This window comes from Clostridium sp. UBA2485, from assembly GCF_002341865.1.
In the GTDB taxonomy this organism is placed as follows: Bacteria; Bacillota; Clostridia; order Clostridiales; family Clostridiaceae; genus Clostridium_J.
In genome coordinates this window covers 59,145-82,477 of sequence record NZ_DDOV01000045.1, presented here as the reverse complement: position 1 = coordinate 82,477, position 23,333 = coordinate 59,145, and the positions used below count along the sequence as shown (strand labels likewise).

At 27.3% G+C, this 23,333-nt stretch carries 20 protein-coding genes and 1 riboswitch; of the genes, 4 read left to right on the top strand and 16 right to left on the bottom strand.

Annotated features, from left to right (window positions below; translation table 11 throughout):
- Positions 1-237: 237 nt before the first annotated feature.
- From B3603_RS08500 to B3603_RS08485, 4 genes are all read right to left on the bottom strand, one after another.
- Positions 238-1,275 (bottom strand): CotS family spore coat protein, encoded by a 1,038-nt coding sequence (locus B3603_RS08500; RefSeq protein WP_291563292.1) that lies wholly within the window; start codon positions 1,273-1,275, stop codon positions 238-240.
- Positions 1,275-2,051 carry a hypothetical protein gene (locus B3603_RS08495; protein WP_291563290.1) on the bottom strand — a complete coding sequence of 259 codons (777 nt, stop codon included), beginning with the start codon at positions 2,049-2,051 and terminating at the stop codon, positions 1,275-1,277. The genes B3603_RS08500 and B3603_RS08495 overlap by 1 nt, the downstream gene beginning before the upstream one ends.
- 10 nt (positions 2,052-2,061) lie before the next feature.
- Complete coding sequence (locus B3603_RS08490; RefSeq protein WP_291563288.1) at positions 2,062-2,295, bottom strand: hypothetical protein; 234 nt, start codon at positions 2,293-2,295, stop codon at positions 2,062-2,064.
- Between the two features lie 349 nt (positions 2,296-2,644).
- Entirely contained in the window at positions 2,645-3,649 is a 1,005-nt protein-coding gene (locus B3603_RS08485; RefSeq protein ID WP_291563286.1) for a CotS family spore coat protein, read from the bottom strand.
- A gap of 340 nt (positions 3,650-3,989) precedes the next feature.
- Here B3603_RS08485 and B3603_RS08480 point away from each other — a divergent pair, with 340 nt between their 5' ends.
- Entirely contained in the window at positions 3,990-5,120 is a 1,131-nt protein-coding gene (locus B3603_RS08480; protein ID WP_291563283.1) for a glycosyltransferase family 4 protein, read from the top strand.
- 395 nt (positions 5,121-5,515) lie between these two features.
- Here B3603_RS08480 and B3603_RS08475 read toward each other — a convergent pair whose 3' ends face one another.
- The 3 genes from B3603_RS08475 to B3603_RS08465 all read right to left on the bottom strand — a co-directional run bounded on the left by B3603_RS08475 (position 5,516) and on the right by B3603_RS08465 (position 9,728).
- A complete protein-coding gene (locus B3603_RS08475; protein ID WP_291563279.1) occupies positions 5,516-6,439 on the bottom strand; it encodes a GNAT family N-acetyltransferase in 924 nt (307 codons plus the stop codon).
- A 562-nt stretch (positions 6,440-7,001) separates the two neighbouring features.
- On the bottom strand, positions 7,002-8,075 hold the full coding sequence (locus B3603_RS08470) for a 3'-5' exonuclease (protein ID WP_291563276.1): 1,074 nt from the start codon (positions 8,073-8,075) through the stop codon (positions 7,002-7,004).
- Between the two features lie 585 nt (positions 8,076-8,660).
- Positions 8,661-9,728: a mannose-1-phosphate guanylyltransferase gene (locus tag B3603_RS08465; RefSeq protein ID WP_291563273.1), complete on the bottom strand. Its 1,068-nt coding sequence runs from the start codon at positions 9,726-9,728 to the stop codon at positions 8,661-8,663.
- A gap of 282 nt (positions 9,729-10,010) precedes the next feature.
- Here B3603_RS08465 and B3603_RS08460 point away from each other — a divergent pair, with 282 nt between their 5' ends.
- Both B3603_RS08460 and B3603_RS08455 read left to right on the top strand, forming a co-directional pair.
- Positions 10,011-10,499: a MarR family transcriptional regulator gene (locus B3603_RS08460; RefSeq protein WP_349676802.1), complete on the top strand. Its 489-nt coding sequence runs from the start codon at positions 10,011-10,013 to the stop codon at positions 10,497-10,499.
- On the top strand, positions 10,489-11,064 hold the full coding sequence (locus B3603_RS08455) for a cyclase family protein (RefSeq protein WP_291563270.1): 576 nt from the start codon (positions 10,489-10,491) through the stop codon (positions 11,062-11,064). Before B3603_RS08460 ends, B3603_RS08455 begins: the two co-directional genes overlap by 11 nt.
- 234 nt (positions 11,065-11,298) lie before the next feature.
- Here the strand turns inward: B3603_RS08455 and B3603_RS08450 are convergent, their stop codons facing one another.
- The 5 genes from B3603_RS08450 to B3603_RS08430 all read right to left on the bottom strand — a co-directional run bounded on the left by B3603_RS08450 (position 11,299) and on the right by B3603_RS08430 (position 15,958).
- Positions 11,299-12,408: a M20/M25/M40 family metallo-hydrolase gene (locus B3603_RS08450; RefSeq protein WP_291563267.1), complete on the bottom strand. Its 1,110-nt coding sequence runs from the start codon at positions 12,406-12,408 to the stop codon at positions 11,299-11,301.
- 338 nt (positions 12,409-12,746) lie between these two features.
- Positions 12,747-14,303, bottom strand: coding sequence for an AbgT family transporter (locus B3603_RS08445; RefSeq protein ID WP_291563264.1), 1,557 nt, complete (start codon positions 14,301-14,303; stop codon positions 12,747-12,749).
- Between the two features lie 471 nt (positions 14,304-14,774).
- The gene (locus tag B3603_RS08440; RefSeq protein ID WP_291563261.1) at positions 14,775-15,032 is read right to left on the bottom strand and encodes a hypothetical protein; all 258 of its coding nucleotides are present in this window, start codon (positions 15,030-15,032) and stop codon (positions 14,775-14,777) included.
- Positions 15,029-15,418 (bottom strand): hypothetical protein, encoded by a 390-nt coding sequence (locus tag B3603_RS08435; RefSeq protein ID WP_291563259.1) that lies wholly within the window; start codon positions 15,416-15,418, stop codon positions 15,029-15,031. Before B3603_RS08435 ends, B3603_RS08440 begins: the two co-directional genes overlap by 4 nt.
- A gap of 183 nt (positions 15,419-15,601) precedes the next feature.
- On the bottom strand, positions 15,602-15,958 hold the full coding sequence (locus B3603_RS08430; protein WP_039635092.1) for a DUF2089 domain-containing protein: 357 nt from the start codon (positions 15,956-15,958) through the stop codon (positions 15,602-15,604).
- Positions 15,959-16,343: 385 nt separating this feature from the next.
- Between B3603_RS08430 and B3603_RS08425 the strand changes: the two genes are divergently transcribed.
- Positions 16,344-17,705, top strand: a complete 1,362-nt coding sequence (locus tag B3603_RS08425) for a TIGR00366 family protein (protein WP_291563256.1) — start codon at positions 16,344-16,346, stop codon at positions 17,703-17,705.
- Between the two features lie 993 nt (positions 17,706-18,698).
- Here B3603_RS08425 and B3603_RS08420 read toward each other — a convergent pair.
- The 4 genes from B3603_RS08420 to B3603_RS08405 all read right to left on the bottom strand — a co-directional run bounded on the left by B3603_RS08420 (position 18,699) and on the right by B3603_RS08405 (position 22,731).
- Positions 18,699-20,009 (bottom strand): radical SAM/SPASM domain-containing protein, encoded by a 1,311-nt coding sequence (locus B3603_RS08420; protein ID WP_291563253.1) that lies wholly within the window; start codon positions 20,007-20,009, stop codon positions 18,699-18,701.
- 299 nt (positions 20,010-20,308) lie between these two features.
- Positions 20,309-21,097 (bottom strand): MetQ/NlpA family ABC transporter substrate-binding protein, encoded by a 789-nt coding sequence (locus B3603_RS08415; protein ID WP_291563251.1) that lies wholly within the window; start codon positions 21,095-21,097, stop codon positions 20,309-20,311.
- Positions 21,098-21,113: 16 nt separating this feature from the next.
- Positions 21,114-21,773 carry a methionine ABC transporter permease gene (locus tag B3603_RS08410; protein ID WP_291563248.1) on the bottom strand — a complete coding sequence of 220 codons (660 nt, stop codon included), beginning with the start codon at positions 21,771-21,773 and terminating at the stop codon, positions 21,114-21,116.
- Positions 21,766-22,731, bottom strand: a complete 966-nt coding sequence (locus tag B3603_RS08405; protein ID WP_291563245.1) for a methionine ABC transporter ATP-binding protein — start codon at positions 22,729-22,731, stop codon at positions 21,766-21,768. Before B3603_RS08405 ends, B3603_RS08410 begins: the two co-directional genes overlap by 8 nt.
- A gap of 436 nt (positions 22,732-23,167) precedes the next feature.
- A riboswitch (SAM riboswitch) is annotated at positions 23,168-23,270 on the bottom strand.
- Positions 23,271-23,333 lie beyond the last annotated feature (63 nt).

The window sequence follows — 23,333 nt, the reverse complement described above, 5'->3', positions numbered from 1 at the left end:
TTAAAAATAGCAATAATAAAATGGGAAAATTTATTTCTAATCTGGGATCAAATTATATTAAATAAAGTTAATTTTTTATTTCGAATATTTAAACTGAGTTGAGTATGTTTTGTCTCATAAAGTACGTCAGTAATTGGTCTTGATAACTTTGTTATTAGTGAAATATTTATGAAATGCTATTATATATTTATATAATAAAAAGAATAGCTATAACCTCATCATAGCTATTCTTTTATGTTAATATTTTATATTATAATAACTTTTAAATTGCTCTAAGAATTCTTTTCTCTCCTCCTGATATTCTAATTTTCTTTTAAGTTTAAATAAAAACACTTCTTCTGTCCATATTTTTTTTCTTTTATAGTAATTCTTACTTACACTATAAAAATCCTCAGGAAAGTATAACATTCCGTATAATACTTCTAGTTCTCTATTATCAAGATTTATATTTTCTTTATAACAATTTATTATATTATGCGCTTTTTCAAAATCAAAAGCAAAATTCTTAATTACTTTATTTATAAAATTACAAAGGTCATGGACTCTTAAATCTATAATTGCATAGTCAAAATCTATAAAATAAACATCATCCTCTTTGATTAATATATTATGATATGCTAAATCATGATGACATAAAACTATTTTATCTTCTTCGCTGCAAAGTTTTAAATATGGAGATGAATTTAAAATTTCTATACTTTTATCCATTTCCTCTATATAATAATCTACATTTTTTATAAAAATTTTATCAAATTCTTTTTTATTTTCATAAGTTTTAACTAAATTCTTAAAAATTAAAAGTTCTTCCTTCTTTCTAGCTAAATTGTCGATCAGAGTTCCTACCATATATCTATAACTATTTTCTTTATATCTAAAACCTTCAGATGATAAATGAAGCTTAGAAAGTGCTCTAGATGCCATACTAACCTCTATGGGATTATTAAATTCGCATTCTCTTCCTTCAATTAAGTTCATAACTACGTAATAATTATTATAATGTTTAGTACATATTTTACCTTTTTTATTCTTCTCAAAACTAAAAGTGTTCTTAAAATTATTATTCTCTATATAATTAATAGCACTATCTATAAATTCTAGATGATTTAAATCATAATCTAATTTCTTTAATATTTTATTTCCCTTATTTGTAGAAATTATAAATAGCTTTCTAATCGGAATTATATCATTAACCTTATAATTATATTTCTTAAAAAGTCCTATATCTAAATCATATTTACACAAAAAGTCTTTATCTCTAAATCTTCCCTCTATCATTACTCCACCTCACCTATTAGGGAAAAACCATCCTCCTCCATAGCCTTTATTAGTTTGCTACTATAATCTTTATCACTCCAATTTTTTTTATTTTTTCTATATTTATCATATATTTTCATAAATTCATGAGGATATGATAGCATTGCTAATATAAATCTTTCACTGTTATTATCTAGCTTTTCTAAATCGCAAAATTTCTTAACATGTTTTTCCCAATTTAAATTTGCCCCTTTTCTTTTAAGCTTAGATAATAAGTAATAGGCATCCATTTCAACCATATTATAGGCTATGTCGTAAAAATTAACTATTTCTAAAGTTTCTCCCTTATCTAAATTATCAAAACCTACATCACTTAGACACACCTCAACATTTTTCATACTTCTTGAAATCAAGTCCATATAATTTGAACTATAAATATAATTCATGCATTCTTCAGCTCTTTTTAAATATTTATCACCATTAAAGATTAATAATTTTTCAAATTCATTCTTAGGTCCAACTTCCTTTATTGTTTCCATATGCTTAGAAAATCTCTTTATCTGTACTTTATATTCTTCAACTAGCTTACAAGTATCATTATTTATCCTTCTTTTTAAATAACCATTAAAGCCACAAGAATTAGCATGAAATTCAGAAATTAATTGTAGTTGATTAGCTACCCTTTCATCTAACCCCCTCTTGCTCAATGATTTATTATCTTTCAATATAAAATCGATCTTTTTAACTCCTTTTTCTTTTAAATATTCTCCAAAAGTATCATAGAAAAATCTTCTCATAGCACCACCCCTACTTGTGCTTTCTTTTTAGCCTTTTAGACATTTTATTTAATATTTCTTGCTTCTCTTGTTCCAGTTCTTGAAGCTTCTTTTGTCTCTTCTTAATCTTCTTAAGCTCTTTAATATTCTCCTCCATTTGTCTTAACTTTTCGTCATAGTCGTCAACTGTTTTTAATCCATTATCCTCTTCATAATCTTTTTCATAGTTCTCTATTTTGTTTTCTTCATCTCTTTTATATGACATAACACCCCTCCATTTAAAATGATAAATTTAGGCATCTGAAAGAAAATTATAAATCAAAAATGTTAGTATATTTTAAGCATATGAAATAAAATAGCTAGTTAAAGATGCGAAATATATTTTGCATCAGACAAGAAGACAGGTTTTCATGATAGTTTAACTATCATGGAGTTCTGACGACGCAGTATGATACAAAATAGATGAGCATACTGACTAGTTATTTTTTTGAATATGCTTCATATCAGACAAGGCATCAGGTTCTGTTCATAGTGCTTCTATGGGCGGGTTCTGACAACGCAGTATGATAGAAAATAGACTAACATACTGGTTTATTATTTTTTTTGAGGATGCCTTAGATTATGAGATTTCTAAAACTCTCTATAAATTCTTGTTTTTCCTCTCGATCATCACAGAAAAATTTTAATTTTTTAAGAAAAAACTCTTCACCCCATGGTTTCTCTTCCCAATAATATTGAATACCTCTTTGCCAATAATCTTGAGGGAATTCCATAAATGCTGCCATTATAGGAATATCATCTTGATTTAATCTATGAGTCTCCATGTAAGCATCTAGAATCTCCCTAGCACTATTTAATTCCCATTTGCTATATTTCATCCTTCTAATTAAAAGACTACTTAAATCATGAAGATAAGAATCTAATATACAATAATCAAAATCTATGATATTTATGTCTCCATTATGATTAATTAATACATTATGGTGAGCATAATCATGATGGCAAAAGCCTTTATTACAAACATGATTCTGCATTTTCTCCATATATTTACTACTCAAAAGATTTTTTATACTGTTATCACATCTTTTTAATTCTTCTTCCATAATGCTTAGATAAATCAAATCAAATTGGGATTTACATTCTTTCTTATCAATCCTTCTCTTAAAATCTACAATTTCGTTTTTTCTTATCTTGTAAGTTTCTATCCATCTAAACCACCCAATTCTAGGCTGCATATTTGGTTTTATAATAAAATTTTCACTTTTACTGTGAAGTTCTCCTAATTTTTTAGCCGCATTTTTAACATCAAAAGGATTATCATAATTACTTTCTCTTGCATTTATCCACGGAGTTAGATAAGCATAATTGTCATATACCTTAATATAATCTAATCCATCTATAGTTTTAATTATTTCAGGAACATAATTAAAATCATTGTTTTGAAGATGTTTAATTGCCCCCAATATAAACAAAAAATGCTCAAATTCATAGCCTATGACTTTTAAGCAATAGATATTATAAGGAGTTTCCACTCTATATACACTTTTATTTTTTTCTACATGAGTTATATCAAGATCATAATTCTCTTTAATTAATTGTCCAATAGTAGAAAGGTCCAAAAATCTCCCTCCAAAACAGTCTTCTATTTGTAATATATGAAAAGCATTTATAATGTGTGTTTTAATTTGTAAAGTTTGTAACATATATTTTTAATTAAACTAATATAGTAATATATAGTTTTGGTTTATTATTCCTTTATAGTGATACCATTTTTAAATTTGATATGTGGTAAAATAATTGCTATTTTTTAGTGTTTTAATTACCATCTACTTAATTAAAAAATTGTTGATTACTACTGAGAAATATTTACAGTTGTGAATTATCCATTTCCATTGTTAAATTAGTTACTATAAAGAAGAATACATGTTAATTTATATTAATTATAAGGGGTGAAATTCTATGAGGATTGCAATTGATGCTAGAGGTATCAATTGGTATGGAGGAACAGGAATTGGTACTTATACAGAGAATGTTCTACTGAATCTACTTAATATAGATAAAAATAATTATTATCATATTTACTGGTCTGGGGAGAATTATGAAAAATATGAGAAAAGTAATAGTAAAATAGTAATGGCATCAAAAAAATATCATAGATTTTTTCAAGATCATTATTTTCCTTATAATATGAAATCTGAAGATATTGACATATATCATATCCCCCAAAATGGTATAGGACTAAATTCTTCTATACATTGCAAGAAAATAGTTACTATACATGATTTAATACCTTATATTATGCCTGAAACTGTAGGTAAAGGATATTTACTAAAATTTTTAAAAGAAATACCTACTATTATGGAGCAAGCTCACGGTATAATTACTGTTTCTGAGTACAGTAAAAAGGATATATTGAAATTTTTTCCTGTAGATGAAAAGAAAATTTTTGTAACCCCTTTAGCTGCAGATATAAAGTACAAACCTTTAGACAAAGAGGTTTGCAAAGAGTTTATTAGTAAGAAGTATAATATAGACAAACCTTTTATATTATATTTAGGTGGATTTAGTGAGAGAAAAAATGTACACTCTCTAATTTCAGCTTTTACAAAGATATATAAAGATTTAGATAAAGAATTTAATCTTGTAATTGTAGGTTCCTATAGAGATGCTTCTCAAGAACTGGTAAAACTTAGGGATAAGTTGAATATGACAGATAAGATATTATTTACAGGTTTCGCCGATGAAGAAGATCTCCCTCTTTATTATAATGCCTGTGAAACTTTTGTTTACCCTTCTTTTTATGAAGGCTTTGGACTTCCTCCATTAGAAGCTATGAATTGTGGTACTCCAGTTATAACTTCTAATGTAACATCTATACCTGAAGTAATAGGTGATAGTGGTATGCTCGTAAATCCTCATAGCATAGATGAACTTTCTAATGCCATAGGTGAAATGCTCTCAAATGAAAGCTTAAGAACACACTATGGAAATCGAGGCTATGAAAGAGCTAAGTTATACTCTTGGGAAAATACAGCTAAAAACACACTAAATGTATACAACGAGATTTATTCTAAAGTAGATATATACTAGGTTTTCTCTTAGATTACTTTATTGTCCTATCAATAAAATATAAGTTTTCCCTAAAAATATAAAAATAAAAGTGTAATAAATTATATTACACTTTTATTTTTAGCCTAAAATTAGTATTAAAATATATTCCAAGAATTTACGCCTAGTTATTTTAATTTAAGCATCTGAAAGAAAATAATGAAGCAAAAATGTTAGTATATGCCTCATATCAGACAAAGCATCAGATTCTGCTCATAGTTATGTTATGAGCGGATACTGACTTGTTATTTTTTTTAAGATGCGTTATTAATATATTCTTAGCATATCATGGCTGAAAGTTTTTATCTATATTACTATTGTAACTCAAAGGATACAATAAAATTATACTTCTTTGTCGCTTTATTTAAATTATAACTTTAGATTTTATCAATACCTTTTTCCACTTTCTTCTCAAACCATTTAGAAAAAACTAGTTCTTCTTTAAAGCCATATTTATTATAAAAATTGTAAGCTACTTCATTTGAACTTATAACTAAAAGCTTAATTTCTATTACATTTCTCTTTTTTAGTAATTCAATGGATTTCTTAACTATAGCCTTTCCTATTCCATTTCTTCTAGAGTTATTTAATACTCCAATATTATCAATCCAGCCTTCATTATCTATATCCGCTAACATATAGATTCCCACATTGACACCATTATCTTTAACTATACCTATAAGTTCTTCATTTCCCTTATACTGATAAATAAAATTTTCTACCTCTTCCTCACTTAAAGTTCCAGCATTAGGAGTACCTTTAAATGCTTCATTGTGAATTATTCTAAATTCACTAATATTCTTCTCTGTCAAAGGAATAAATTCTACTTCTATATTATTTTGCAACTGTGATAATTTATCAAAATCATACTTCATAATAATGGCATCATGAATATATTTAAATTTATAGCTTTCTATATAAGGTGATAAATATATGATTTTATTTCTAATACCTAAAATTATTCTCTTACTAAAAGCCTTATCACAAGCGTCTTCTGCTTTACTCATCAACAAAAATAGTATATTAGGATTTTTCTGTAATGTTTTTTCTGCTATGTAAATATCAGTAATATATCCATCTCCAGAGATTTTAACTTCTCTTGTTATGGCAGATATTGACCCCTTTATATCTCCATCTTCAAAGATAGCAAAAACATTCTTTCCGTAATTAAAAATCTCACTTTCAAAAAGTTTTATCATATCTTCAAGAGTTCTATTATAATTTTCATCTAAATTAATTATAAAATTGTACAAATCTTCTCTATTCTTATCATATAATCTATCAAAGGTTAGTATTCTCATTACTTCCTCCCAGTAAGATATAAAATTTAACATTTATACTATATTATATCATTAAATTTTAGATAATGATAAGATATATATCAGTTCTAAAATTAATATATGTGAAAATAATCGTTGCTTTTTAGCATTATAATTAGAACCATTGAATTCATAACCTTTTCAATTCAAAGTTCACAATTGTGGACATTTAATACATTAGTTAATACTTTAATTGCATTACTTATCTCCATTGTTATGGTCAAATAAATAGGCGTTGCTCCGAACTATACTGTACCTTAGGGGAACCCTAAAGGGCTTCACTACTGTTCCCCTGAGGTGGAAACTAGCAATTGTATTGTTAGTAAAAAAATTTATTAAAGAAATTAGTTTCAATCAGACTAATTTTCACTATAACTATCAATTGTCCATTGATTAAAGTTGTAAATTGGGATATTTAAGGACGTAGCTATATTGAATTATATATTTCTTTACTAAATATGAGAAAATCTTAATTAACTATTTTTTATAAAAACATACAAAGAATTAATAGTGAAGAATTAATTCTTTTCTTAATTCCTCACTATTAATTATTGCTTCTTGTAAATTCTTTACCTTTTAATTCTTCCTTAAATTTCATATATAGTTTACCTAGATTCCAAGCATCATCAAGGGCATTATGCTGCTGACCTTCAAATTGGATATCATACGCTTTCAGAGCATTTATTAATGAAATTTGAGTCTTGTTATTTAAGTGTTTCGTTAAAACAGCTTGAAAATTACCATAATTATCTATCATTTTATTCACAATTGAAAGATCACATTTATTTAATCTTACATCTCTTTTTAAAGCTCTTATATCATCATTTCCCCAACTTATGAAAATCACTTCATCTTCTCCTACCCATCTTTCAAATCTAGAAAAAACTTTTATAAAATAGTCCGCATTATCTATTTCCTTCTGTTTTATATTTGTTAGTGTTTTGCAACGATCACTTAAAATCCAATTAAAAGATGGTTTTATATAAGAGTAAAATACTTTATTATCATTGTTACTATATCTTACTGCTCCAATTGAAATTATTTCATTATTTACACCTTCCGCATTGGTACAGTTCATTTCAAAATCAAAAAATATAATATCTAAATCATTATTTTCTAATATTTTATTTATATTTTTAGTATCATTATTTTCTTTATTTCTTCTTTTTGAATCTTTTATTTTTTTATTATTACCATAAAATTCTTTTAAAAACTTATACAGTTCTTTACTATTATTCTTATTAAAAACCAATTCCCAATTTTTATGCCATTGTAATTTTAAAGCTATTTTAGATAATTTTTTTATACTGCATTTATTTTCCTTAAATCCATTTAAAATTTCGTTTATTTTATCTATTACTGCTTTAGAATCAGTATTAATATAAACTATATCCTCAGAAGTTATCTTTCCTTTTATCTCTAATCTTTCAATTTCTGCCATTAAACATTTTAAGCATTTTATATGTGCTTCTCTTAAATCTTCAGCATTAAAATTTTCTCTTGATTTGAATATTAGCTTTTTTTCATTAATAATCAAAAATAATCCTTTACTATTACCATTATCAGCATTAAACTTCATGCTGTAATAACATATAATATGTCTCTGCTGATTTTCCAACTATTACATCTCCTTTAACAGTGTAATTTATAATAAGCATTCTAAAAAAATAATTAGTCAATATAGCTAATTTTATCTTATATTACATCTATAGAATTTACTGATAGCTAAACTGTTTCTAAAATACAGTAAATTATCTTAACTAACTTTTATGTATACAAAAATTTATAGTTTAAAATACATTATTATTTTATATATAATACCAATTTTAATAGCTTATACTTTAAAATATTTATAATTCCTACTGGCCATTTGGTATAACTTTATAAATTAAAATGAACTATATATAATTACTTATACATTATAATTTACAAGTTTATATTTTTATATTAAAATTATAAATCACTATTCAAAATCATAACTAAAATTAATAGATAAATCAAATAAAAATTATAAAAGTACTACATCCTTTTAAAAATAAACTATAAATATTACTTTATTGACTTTACAAAATTTATTATAAAAAAGAAAAGTGACTTCGTCACTTTTCTTAAAATATCTTAAACTTCTCAATATACTTGAGAAGTTTCTGTAATTCTTAATTCCTTACCCTTTATTTTATCATAAAATTACTCATATATATTTTTATAAGAATCCCCTTAAATCCTCTTCTTCTTTAATTTCATTTAATAAATGCTTTATTTCTTGATCTTTAGATTTGTCCATTACCAATATAACATCCCCAGCATCTACAATAACTAAGTCCTTAAGCCCAAAGCCAATAATTAAATTTTTACCTCCAAATACAGAACAGTTTTCACTACTATTCAAAAAAGCTGGTCCAGATATACTATTTCCTCTATAGCACTTTAAAAATCTCGTAAGTGCTGCAAAGCTTCCTATGTCATCCCAAGTAAATTCACATTTTATCACATAAGCCTTACGAGTCTTCTGCATTATTCCAAAATCTACAGATATTCCGTCTATAAGGTTATATTGTTCTTTAATAATATCCTCCTCATATTCTTCACCTATATGCATATAAATCTCCGTTATACAGCTATGCATCTTAGGAAGATATTTTTCCATTTCTCTTAAATATACATCTGCCCTCCATACAAACATACCGCTATTCCAAAGATAGGTTCCTTTTAATAAAAAATCCTTAGCAACTTCAATATTAGGTTTTTCAGTAAATCTTTCAACTTTGAAGGTTGGAATATTTCCCCCTATAGGTTTACCCATTTCAATGTATCCATAACCAGTTTCTGGTCTTGTAGGATTTACACCTATAGTAACCAATCCTCTCTTTTTTTCTGCTATCTCAATAGCCTGATTTAAAGTATCGATAAACTGCTTTTCACCTTCTATATAGTGATCTGATGGCAATACCACCATAACAGCATCTTTATCTTTCTTTAACAATTTAACAGCAGACAATCCTATACAAGTTGCAGTTTCTTTATTCGCCGGTTCTAGAAATACATTCTCCTTACTTATTTCAGGCAATTCTTCATATATCTTATCAATATATTCTTGATTTGTAACAACAAAGATATTTTCTTTACTTACTATTGGCTTAATTCTATCTACAGTATTTCTTAAAAAACTCTTATTGTTTACAGTTTTTAAAAACTGCTTGGGATTATTAGCTCTTGATAAGGGATACAATCTTGTTCCTTTTCCACCTGCCAGAATTAATGCGTACAACAAAATATCACCTTTACATATTGCTTAATTTCATACTATGATATCTTCTGTTTTTTTGTGATAATAACGGATAAATTTATATTTTATTCCATATAAAGTTATAATTTTTTTTATAATAATAAAACCTTAATGAGATTTTTAATCTATAATTCTTATTCAATTAGTTAATTATTTCAATATAATTAACTAATTGAATTATTTTTTATTTATATTTATAACTTTTTTGTTGACAAGGAAACAAAAAGCATATATACTTAAATTGTTTCCTAGGAAACCTTTTTTAAAATAAAAGGAGGTAATATTATTAATAAGTCACATGTTCTTTTCCATAATTTTAAACAAGTATATGAAAAACAAGATTTATTAGGTAAGCTTACAGACACTTATGGATACTTCAATGATTTTCGCCTTTCAGAAGTACACTGTATTGATTTAATAGGAAAAATAGAGGATCCCAATGTTACTAAATTATCAGAAGCTCTAGATATGACAAGGGGAGCTATTAGTAAAATGACTAAAAGAATGCTGGAGCAAAAGGTAATAACAAAATATCAAAAGCCAGACAATAAAAAAGAAATATATTTTGCGCTCACTGACCTTGGAAAAGAAATCTATATAAAACATGAAAAAGCACATAAAAATTATGAAAAAAGAGATTTAGAATTTTTTCAGCAAATAAGAGAAGAAGAACAAGATATTATAATTAAATTCTTAGAAGAGTTTAATCATCATTTAGAAAATAAAATTAAGGAGTTAGATATATATGAAGATTGATTTAACAGTTAAAATAAGTAAGGACATGTGGAATAAGCTTTGGAATGAAGCTTCAGAAAACAAAAAAATGACAATATTAGGTCATATAGGAACTCATTTTGATGTTATGGATAAAGAATTCTCATTGGATAACACTGAAAGAAATGGAAAAGTATTTGATGTAAGTCATATTAAGGATAGAGAAATAGAGCTAGACGATATAGATATAACATCAATAAAAGAAAATAATTTTGTAATGTTTTATACAGGATCTTTAAAAGAAAAAGGATATGGTACAAAGGAATATTTTAAAGACTATCCTGAGCTATCTGAAAAGCTAATTCAATACCTTCTTGATAAGAAAGTAAGTATAATTGGTATAGATACAGCAGGAATAAGAAAACCTTCTGAGCATGTAAAAATAGACCAATATTGTGCTGATAATAATGTATTTGTTATCGAAAATCTTGATAATTTAGAAATACTGTTAAAAGAAACAACAAATAAAGAATTTAAGGTTCATACCTACCCAATAAATATAGAAGGCATGTCAGGACTTTGTTGTAGAGTAATTGCTGAAGTTTAAAGTAAAAAATCTTAGAGAAAAACTCTCTAAGATTTTTTATTTAGGCATGTGAAAGAAAATAATAAACCAAATATATTAGTATATTTTAGGCATATGAAATAAAATAGCTAGTTAAAATTTTGCATCAGACAATGAAACAGGTCTTCATGATAGTCTAGCTATCATGGAGCTCTGGTGACGCAGTATGATGAAAAATAGGATAATATACTGGTTTATTATTTTTTTAAAGATGCCTTATATAGACTTTATTATCTCTATAATTAATTTAGTGGAATCTATCAAATCTTTTATGTGTAAATGCTCTTCTAATGTATGAGGTTTTCTTTCCCCTATTCCTAAGTTTACTGCTTTTATTCCATTGGCATTTAATACATTTGTATCACTTCCACCGCCTGTAGCAGCAATTGATATTGGAAATCCTAAGCTATTAGAAGCATTTTTTACAATCTCAACTATTCTATCACTTTCCTCTACAGAAAATGCACCATACATTCTTTGTACATCTATATCAACTTCTGCACCAAATTTTTCTGCAGCATCTTTTAAGCATTTAACCATATGTTCTGATTGTTTATCTAATTTTTCATTAACTAAACTTCTAGCTTCAGCCTTTATAGTTAATTCTGGTGATACTATATTTGTAGGGCCATCTGCAATCATTGAACCTATATTAGCAGTTGTATCTTCATCAATTCTAAGTAATTTCATATTACTTATAGCATGGGAAGCCACTTCTATAGCACTTATTCCTTCTTCTGGACAAACACCAGCATGAGCAGGTTTTCCTTTTACTACTGCTGTTATTTTATCTTGAGCAGGTCCTTTAACTATAATTTTTCCTGGCTCTCCACCACTATCAAGCACAAATCCTAGTTTAGAATTTAGCTTACTATAATCTAAATTTTTAGAACCAAATAGTCCACCTTCCTCATAGATTGTAAATGCTATTTCAATTGGTCCATGTTCTATATTGTTTTCTTTTATAACTCTTAACGCTTCAACTACAGCAGCTATTCCTGCCTTATCATCTCCACCTAATATAGTTGTTCCATCACTATATATAACATCATCCTTTATAACAGGTTTTACACCATTTCCCGGAGATACTGTATCCAAGTGACAGCTGAATAATATTGGTTCTACCTCTTTTGTTCCTGTAAGCTTAGCTATGACGTTTCCAGTATTTGAACCTACTTTTTCCCCTGCATCATCTATTGTCACTTCTAATCCAATTTCTCTAAGCTCAGTTGCTATAAAATCTGCAAACTGTTTTTCATTTTTAGTTTCACTGTCAATTTGAACATATTTTAAAAACTCATTTACTATTCTATCTCTATTTATCATAACATCCTCCATTTTACTGTAAAATTAAATATTTTAATCAACAACTTAAAATAATACACAATTCAAAATTCACAATGCACAATTAAGGTTGAAATTAATTTTATAAATTAATTTCTTTAAATAGATTTTTTGTAGGAGCGAACACTGTTCGTCGCTACAGTTAATCAATTCTAAATTTCTCAGCTTCCGCTGAGAAATATCCACAATTGTGAATTCAGCAGTTTAAATTATAACACTAAAAAGCATTAATTTTTTCACATAATTTTAGAACTGGTACATTTATATATGGTATATCTTATTTAAAAGAAAAAGGCACTTTATAGTGCCTTTAGTTTTTATTAAAAGAATAATGGTGCTCCTGGTCCTAAGTTAAATCCTAGTAGGTACCAACCTATTAATAATGCTGTCCATCCTAATAAGAATATTAATGTATATGGAAGCATCATAGATATTAATGTACCTATTCCTGACTCTTCATCATACATTTGAGCTGTTGTTACTATGAACGCAAAGTAACTCATAAGCGGTGATATAATGTTTGTTGATGAGTCTCCTATTCTATATGCAACTTGAGTTAACTCTGGAGAGAAACCAAGTTTCATAAACATTGGTACAAATACTGGCGCCATAATTGCCCATTTAGCAGAAGCTGAACCCATAAACAGATTTATGAATCCTGATAATAATACAAAGGCAACTATTAATGGTAGACCTTTAAAGTTTAATGCTTCCAAGAATGTTGCTCCTTTTACTGCTAATACTGTACCTAATTGAGTATAGTTAAAGTAAGCTATAAATTGAGAAGCCATGAAAGCAAGTACCAAATATCCACCCATGCTTGCCATTGCTTTAGACATAGCACTTACAATTTGTTTATCATTTTTTATTGTTCCTGAACCTATACCATATGCAACTGCTGGTATGAAGAAAAATAGCATTATTACAAATACTATTCCATTCATAAATGGAGAGTGTCCAAGAATTTCTCCTGTTTCAGGATTTCTTAATATACCGTTAGCTGGTATTAATAATAAACATAATGCTCCTATAAATAATAGGAATGCAATTCCAGCAAATAAAAGTCCTCTTTTTTCTTCTTTACTTATCTTATCTAGTTTTATTTCCGCTGAGTTTCCTTTGTATTCACCAAGTCTTGGCTCAACAATTTTCTCAGTTACTAATGTACCTAATATTGTGATTAAGAATGTAGATACAAACATAAATGCCCAGTTTGCCATTGGTCNNATTGGTCCTACTGTATAAGTTGGATCTATCATTTTAGCAGCTTCCGTACTTATACCACCTAATAATGGATCAATAGTTCCTATAACTAAGTTAGCGCTAAATCCTCCAGAAACCCCTGCAAAAGCAGCTGCAATACCTGCAAGTGGATTTCTTTTAAAACTTGCAAATATTAAGGCGCCTAATGGTATTAAAACTATGTATCCTGCATCTGATGCTACGTTTGACATTATACCTGCAAATACAACAACTGCTGTTATTAAACTTTTTGGAGTCGATAAAACTAATTTTCTAATTAATGTTGATATAAGTCCTGTACCTTCTGCAACTCCAACTCCTAGCATTGCAACTAGTACTGTTCCTAATGGAGCAAATCCTGTAAAGTTAGTAACAGCATTTTCAAACATGTATCTTATTCCATCTGGTGTCAATAAGCTAACTACACTAACTACTGTGTCTTTAACTTCAAAAGTTTTGTTATCAATTTTTGTGAAATTAACAGTAACTCCAGCTTTATAGCAAATATGCGATATTATCATAACAATAACACATAATATAAAGAAGATTGTTACTGGGTGCGGCAGTGCATTTCCAGCTTTTTCTACACCGTCAAGAAATTTTTGAAACAAACTTTTTCTTTTCTTTTCAGCCATAATTACCTCCTAATATTTTATTTTTTTGTTTGAATAGATTAAACATTCTTAAATGTAATCCATTACTTAATAGCTTGTACGAATTTTCGACAAATTTATACAAAAGCCATTGCTGATATTAGAATATTATCATATGACTTTGCCCCAGTCAATCCATTTTATTGTCAAAAAAATTTTAAAAATATAAATTATATTAAAAATAAATTAATTGTACTATAAATTAGATTAAATGTAAATTAGTAGTACATTTAATTCAAAATTTTAAGGTATTATGGCATATTAAATACTACATTATGCATACTACCAATACTGCATAAAAGGTAATATTATTTTATATTTTAAGATATATAAAGGTTGTATCTTTATCTTATTCTTTAGTTTGAATATTCTAATTAACTGTATTTTCAAAAATTTATAATCAAAATATAAAAAGCTACTGTAATATAACTAAAATATTACAGTAGTTTTTTCTTATAAATTGATTTTTATTTTTTCTCCATTTTTACTTGAAATATCAATAATATTTACTCCTCTATATTCTTTCAGTATCTTTACGAAACTTTTTACATCATTTTTCTCTAAATTTTCTATAAATTCAACGTTCTTACATGCTATTTTATTTAATAATTTCTTCCTACAAAAATCACTAAGTGCAACGCTCAATAACCAATAAGGACAATAAATAGTTATTTTCTTCTTTTCACTATGCTGAATTTTAATTTTTATCATTCTATATAAACCTGCACTATATCTCCATCTCCACTTTTTATATCGACAATAGTGCCTTCTAACCCTGAATCTATAGCCTCCATAATCATACCTACATCTACACCATTTTCTTGTAACTGTGGTATGTTTTTTATAGAATTTCCAAAAGCTTTAATTACCTTTAAAGGTATACTCATATTTACCTTATCACTGTTGTCTTTCTGAGAAGTAACTTTGATTTTTAAGCTTTTTTCCAATTTATCAAACTTATTAAATTTATCAACTTTATTTTGAATAATAACTTCACTTTTATCATTATTAAGTGATTGAATAAGCTTAGCCCCCTCCTCAGCAGTAATTTTGTTTTCAGAAATCATTTTTGTAATTCTTAATACTTCTTCATTCATAATTAACCCTCCCCAATTAGGCATCTGAAAGAAAATAATAAGCCAAAGATGTTAGCTTATTTTATATTAGACAAGGCGTCAGGTTCTGCTCATAGTGGCACTATGTGCGGGTTCTGACAACGTAGTGTGATAGAAAATAGGCTAACATACTGGTATATTATTTTTTGAAGATGCCTTACCTAATTATTTTTTTAACATTTCTATTGCCTGCTCTGCTGTAATTTCTCCTAGCTCTAACATATTTAATATGTCATCATTGCTATCATTCTTTCTAGCTAATTTGTATCCTAATGCTTCTACTACATCATCAAGTTTTGCTCTTACTGTTGGATAAGATATTTTTAATTCTTTCTCAACATCTTTAATACTTCCCCTACACTTTAAAAATACCTCCATAAAATGTATTTGTTCATCATTCAAATAGTTTATAGCTGGTAAATCAAATTCATTTTCTATTACTGTATTGCATGTGTTACATTTTAATCTTGTGATTTTAAGGTTAGAAGCACATACCGGACATTTACTTATAAGTTTGTACATAGTAATCACTTCCATTTGTTGTTTTATAATTTAATTATACTATACATTTTATATTTTTCAATATATATTTTAAATATTTTAATTATAATCAGGAAATAAATTAATATTATTAATTTATTTATTAATAATATTAATTTTTATAATTGGTATTTCATAATAAATTAATTTATTAAAATATCCTAATTACAATATATATTCTTGTACTGGAATAAGTTTCATAGCAAAATTTTATTATATAGCAATAATATATGTTTATTCATCAATTAAATACATTATATCCTAAATACTTACATTCTTTATGTAATCTGTATATTGATAATAAGTTAACAAAGAGTTATAATCTATATGAACTAGTTATCAAAATCATATTATAGGGGGGATATTTATGTTTAAAAAATTTACTAACGGTTGTGTTAAGTTAGTACAGAAGTATTTACCTGATCCATTTATCTTTGCTTCCGCACTTACTTTCATTGTTTTCATCCTAGGAATATTCTTAACTAAACAAAGTCCGTTAGATATGGTAAAACATTGGGGTAATGGTTTCTGGACCTTACTTGCCTTCTCAATGCAAATGGCTTTAGTACTTGTACTTGGACATGCTTTAGCTAATGCACCTGCATTTAACAGACTGCTTAAAAGACTAGCACGAATTCCCAAAACACCTTTTCAAGCAATTATAACTGTTACCATGGTATCTTTGTTAGCTTGTTGGATAAATTGGGGCTTTGGTCTTGTTATAGGAGCAATATTTGCAAAAGAAATTGCTAAAGTTGTAAAAAAAGTAGACTATCGTTTACTTATTGCTTCTGCTTACTCTGGCTTTTTAGTTTGGCATGCAGGACTTTCTGGATCAATTCCATTAACAGTTGCTGGCGGTGGAGAGGCTGTAAAAAAACTTACTCAAGGAGTAATTGATGCTCCTATACCTACTAGTGAAACTATTTTTAATCCTGTTATGCTTGGAATTGTAATCGTTTTATTTTTAACCTTACCTTTGGTAAATAGAGCAATGCATCCTAGCGAAAAGGAAACAGTACTTATTGATCCTTCTTTATTAGAAGAAGCTAAGGTTGAGGCTGCCAGCACTGTTGACATGACTCCTGCTGATAAAATTGAAAATAGTCCTGTAATTTCAATAATTTTGTGTTTGCTTGGTTTTTCTTATATAATTTATTACTTTATAGAAAATGGATTTAATTTAAATCTTGATATTGTTAATACTATATTCTTATTTTTAGGAATTTTACTTCATAAAACACCTAAAAATTATGTAGCTGCTATATCAGATGCTGCAAAAGGTGCTTCCGGTATTTTACTACAATTCCCATTCTATGCTGGACTTACTGGAATGATGATTGGAGCAAACTCATCTGGTGTTTCAGTTGCTGGATTAATTTCAACCGGCTTTGTTTCAATTTCAAATAGAGTTACTTTCCCTGTATTTTCTTTCCTAAGTGCAGGTATAGTTAACTTCTTTGTTCCTTCTGGAGGCGGACAATGGGCGGTTCAAGCTCCTATTATGCTACCTGCTGGTCAAGCTTTAGGAGTATCTCCAGCAATAACTTCTATGTCCATTGCATGGGGTGACGCATGGACAAATATGATACAACCTTTCTGGGCACTTCCAGCTCTAGGAATAGCTGGACTAGGTGCTAAAGATATAATGGGATATTGTATAGTTGACCTTATATATTCAGGATTAATAATAACTGTTGGATTCCTATTGTGTGGTATCATATTCTAAAATAATTGGCTTTTTTCTAACATTTAAAGGGATAGTATTAACTATCCCTTCTTTTTATTAAAGCTATGACTTTTCATATAAGGTATCTCATTCAATGAATTCATAAATTTATAATTCCATCTGCCACTTCAAATAAAAATATATTATGAGATACTATTTTAATAAATAATAAAACATACACTATCCTTTAATTATATTTTTAAAAAGTAAATATGCAAACAATGTTTGCATATTTACCATTAGAATTGCATGCCAATAAGATAGAGCCATGATAACCATTTATGTCCTTAGCAAATTGGTTTACGTTTTGGAGAACATAATTTTCCCCAACAGAAACTCCGACAACAACTGTCATCATCACTTATCGCAAATATATTTTTGTTTATAGATTTTACTAAATATTTCATTATATTTTCTCCTCCTTTTTTATTAGTGCAAATTAATAAAAAACGATTAAAATAATATAATTCTAGAAAATATTTAATAATAATTTTTTATTAGAAAATGAATAATTAGTAGTTTTTAGCATGGTTCAGCTTTAGCACCGCTGCATAATTTTCCCCAACAAAAGGTTGGACAACATGGACCAGGACTTGATGTAAATATCTTCATATTTTTTGGGTTTACTAAATATTTCATTTTATTTTCCCCCTTATATTTTTACTATAAATAATTAATTACTAAACTTGTTAATCTTTTAAATAGTCTCTATTTTTTTAGCATGGTTCAGCTTTAGCACCACTACATAGTTTTCCCCAGCAAAATGTTGGGCAACATGGGCCAGGACTTGATGCAAATATCTTCATGTTTTTTGGGCTTACTAAATATTTCATTTTATTTCCTCCTCTCCTAATTTAAGTTTTATTGATTTATATGGACATTGTTTTCCCTCTAATCATGATAAGATTACTTTAAAAGGAAATACAATGAACAATGCCAACAATAAATTTTACATCTTGCAGTTCTTATAAATCATTAAAAGATTAGCAAGAACTATGAATCATTGGCTACTGATAAGTAATGGTTAGCAGCCTTCTTTAAGTAATCTTCTAATACATATTTATATTCTGAACACCTAATAGAATCAAATTCATCTATTCTATATCTTGGGCATCCACCCATGCATATAGGTAGTATATTACAATCTTTACATCTTACATCTTCACTAGCATCATATAAAAGATATTTAAATATATTATTAGCATTTGCCTTTTCTTCATTTAAGCTACCTATGCTTAAATTTTCCATTCCTATATCACTCCAGCATTTATATAAATATCCTTTAGGGTCTATAACATAGCTATTTATCATATCTGCACCACAATAATTGTGAACTAACGAAGGGTATCTTATTGGAGTATCTTCTTCAAATCCATATTTTACAAGTTTATCCGCAAATTTAAGTTGTGCTTCTGAAAAAGCTTGTCTACTTAAACATTTCTTATTTTCATAGCAATTATTGGTTGGTTCCACAAATCCTAGATATACTAAAATATTATTTTCAGTATTAATATGATTTATTTCTTTAAGAACTTCCTCCACTTTTTCTTCATTTTCCCTATCTACATTTATTCTTACAGATATTCTATTGATGTACTTTTTAATAATATCTAAATTAGAAATTATTTTGTCATAAGTTCCTTGTCCACCTAAAAGAAATCTTCTCTTATCATGGGTATCTTTTGGTCCATCTAACGTTATCTGCATAGATAAAATATTACATTCCTTTAATTTCTTAGCAATATCTTCTGTTATACCAAATCCATTGCTAATCATCTGCCCAATATAAGTAATATTCTTTTCTTCACAAATCTTAATTATCTCTTTAGACATCTTTTCAATCACATCCATCGCTAAAAGAGGTTCCCCTCCATACCAAACAATTGATAAAGTATGTATACTTGATGAATGTTGTTTTATTAATTCTATTATTTGTTTCTGTATATCTTCATCCATTACAGTAGTATTTCTACTATTTTTTTCATAGCAATACACACATCCAAAATTACAATTTAATGTAGGCGCTATAGTAAGTCCTAGTGAAGTTGTCCCAAATCTACTTTTAAATAATGAATATCTTATTTCTTTTAGTTCATCATAATCATTCTGTACAATAAATCCCCCATATTCCAAATCATTAAGTAATTCTTCACTAATGCTATTTTTTTCTTTCTCAAAATCTAAAAATTTATTTAAATCTTTCTTATCCATCAAAGCTAATGAATTAGTTCTAGCGTTATACGCCACTACTTTTTTCTCATCTCTTTCAAAATCAAAGAAAAAATTGTATCTAGATTTTTTCATATTATTTTTCCCTCGCTTTCTGCTTTGTATCTATATATTCTATATTGTTCATTTTTTTCCTTCTTATGTAATTATTTTTTAATATTCAAAAGTAATTATTATAAATTCATCTTACTTTATTGAAAATTATTCAAAATATACAATTTAATAAGCTTATTTACTAAATTTAACTCTAAATTACATATTAAAAAAGTTAAATAAATATGAGATTTAAACCAAAAAAAATTTGAAGGGGCTGTTTTAGAATTAATNNATTAATTCTAAAACAGCCCCTTTGCATCAATACATTATAAGATTCCTTAAAATGAAGGTATTATACTTCCATTATATTTTTCTTCTATAAATTTTTTAATTTTTTCTGAAGCTATAGCTTCACATAGAGCTTTTATATCCTCTTTATCTTCATTTCCACTTTTAACTGCTATTATATTAGCATAAGGTGATTCCTTATCTTCAATTACTATAGCATCTTTAGTAGGATTTAAATTAGCTTGCAGTGCATAATTTGTATTAATTATAGAAGCTTCCACATCATCTAAAGTTCTTGAAAGTTGAGGTGCATCTATTTCTTGTATCTTTATATTCTTAGGATTTTCTACTATATCTAATTTAGAAACTAAATCTTTGTTTTGAAGTTTTATAATTTTATTTTCCTCTAACAACTTCAATGCTCTTGATCCATTAGTAGGATCATTTGGTATTGTTATAGTTATACCGTCTTTTAATTCATCTAAGTTTTTTATTTTCTTTGAATATAATCCTAATGGCTCTAAATGAACTTTATTTAAGGCAACTATATTAGTTTTGTGATTCTTATTAAATTCTTCGAGATATGGAATATGTTGAAAAAAGTTTGCGTCCAGCTCACCATCTTCTACTGCTCTGTTAGGTAATACATAGTCGGAAAAAACTTTAATTTCAAGCTCATATCCTTTTTCTTTTAATATTGGTTTAACTTCCTCTAATATTTCTGCATGAGGTACTGCTGTTGCACCTACTGTTAATTTTTTACTATCAGCTTTTTTCCCACATGCTCCTAATGTAAAGACTAATAAAACACTCAATATTATTGTTAAAATTTTTTTCATTTAAATTACCTCCCTATTATTTCAATTTCTTATAAACTATATTTCCAAAGGATTGAATGCATTGTACTAAAAGTATTAATACAATAATCGTATATATCATTACCTTTTCATTAAACATGTTGTATCCATACATTATGGCAACAGATCCTAATCCTCCTGCCCCTACTGCACCAGCCATTGCTGAATATCCTATGATAGTGATTGTAGTTAAAGTTATAGCTGATATTATAGAAGGCATAGCTTCCTTTACTATTACTTTAAATAATATTTGAAAGTTGCTGGCTCCAAAGGATTTGGCTGCTTCTATCAATGATTTATCTACCTCATTTAATGCTGACTCTACTACCCTTGCGACAAAAGGTGCTGCTCCTATAGTTAAAGGTACAATCGCTGCTTTTTCACCAATTATTGATCCTGTTAAAACTTTAGTCAAAGGAATTATGGCTATTATTAATATTATAAAAGGAAATGATCTTAAAATATTTATAACCACATCTAGAGCTTTATATATTAATCTATTAGGCTTTAATCCATCTCTATTAGTAACTGTCAATACTAATGCTAATAAAAACCCCAATATTACAGCAAATATTGTAGACCAAAATACCATATATAAAGTCTCTAAAAAACCTTTTAATAATATATCCTTTAGTAAGGTTATAATCTCACTACTCATTATTAATCACCTCCCAAGATATATTTCTAGTTGAAAGATAATCAATGACTTTTTCTTTATTACAATTATCAATATTAATTACGAGACTTCCTAGCACATCGTCTCTAAATCTTTCAAGCTTTCCCCACACTATAGACATATCAATATTTAACTCTCTTGCCATAGAAGTTATAATGCTTTCATTAGATGCTTCTTTAGGAAAAAATATTTTTATATTTACTCCACTAGCTGGAACAATTTCTTCTTCTCCTATCAATCTTTTTAAAGCTTTAGGCGGCTTTATAAAAAGCTCTTCAACCTCTCCCATCTCTACTATTTCTCCACTTTCCATAATTGCAACCCTATTACAAGCTTCTCTTATTACTTCCATTTGATGAGTAACTATAATTATAGTTATGTTAAGTCTTTCATTGATCTCTCTAAGAAGATTTAGTATATCCTTAGTTGTTTTTGGATCCAATGCAGAAGTTGCTTCATCACATAAAAGTATATGCGGATCTAAAGCTAATGCCCTAGCTATTGCTACTCTTTGTTTTTGTCCTCCACTAAGCTCTTTAGGTTTAGAATTAACTTTATCTTCTAAATTAACTACCTTTAATAATTCTAAAACTTTTGACTTTATATAATTTTTATCAAATCCCCAACATTCTAATGGTAACGCAATATTTTCAAATACAGTTTTCCTTTCAAGAAGAGAAAAATTTTGAAAAATCATTCCTAAATTTTTTCTAAATTCTCTTAGTTCCTTGCCTTGCAAGTTATTTATTTCTCTATTTTCTATTTTTATAATGCCACTATCATACTTCTCTAGTTTATTTAGACATCTTAGTAATGTAGACTTACCTACACCACTATGACCAACTATGCCAAATATTTCTCCTCTATTTATCTTTAAATTTATATCCTTCAGTACTTTTAAGTCTCCGAAGCTTTTTTCTACTGACAAAATTTCTATCAAAAGTATCACCCCTTTTTTTAGTACATAATTTGCTATACACTATATCTATTTCATAATTAAGAATAATTTTTAATATTACTAAAAACTTTTTTCTATCATAAAAGAAATCAATAAAGTTCTAGATATAAATTACTAATTACTATAATTAGTTGCTTATATTCTAAGATACTTATTTAGTATCTTCAAAAATTGACTTGTGAATGTATCACTACAGTTTTCATTTTATTATTTCATTAGAATATAGTAATAACTCAAACTTAAGTCGAATTTTATATCTTACTAGCAGGAAATAGATATTGTATCTTAATTAGTTGTTTTATCTTATATATTAGATAATAAATATTATATAAAAATAGTAAATATTGTATAATAAACATTATTCGCGAATAAATAAATTAAAGCCCGAGGAAATCCTCGGGCTTGATATACCAAAGTATCCTCATCTCTCAACATAACGTTGCAGGATTTAGCACCAATGTACATAATGTACTGGTTGCCGGGTTTCATAGGGCCAGTCCCTCCACCACTCTTAATAAGTGTTATTATTTTTTTATTATTTTTTTCTTACATACTATTCTATATCTATTTTAAATTTTTTTCAA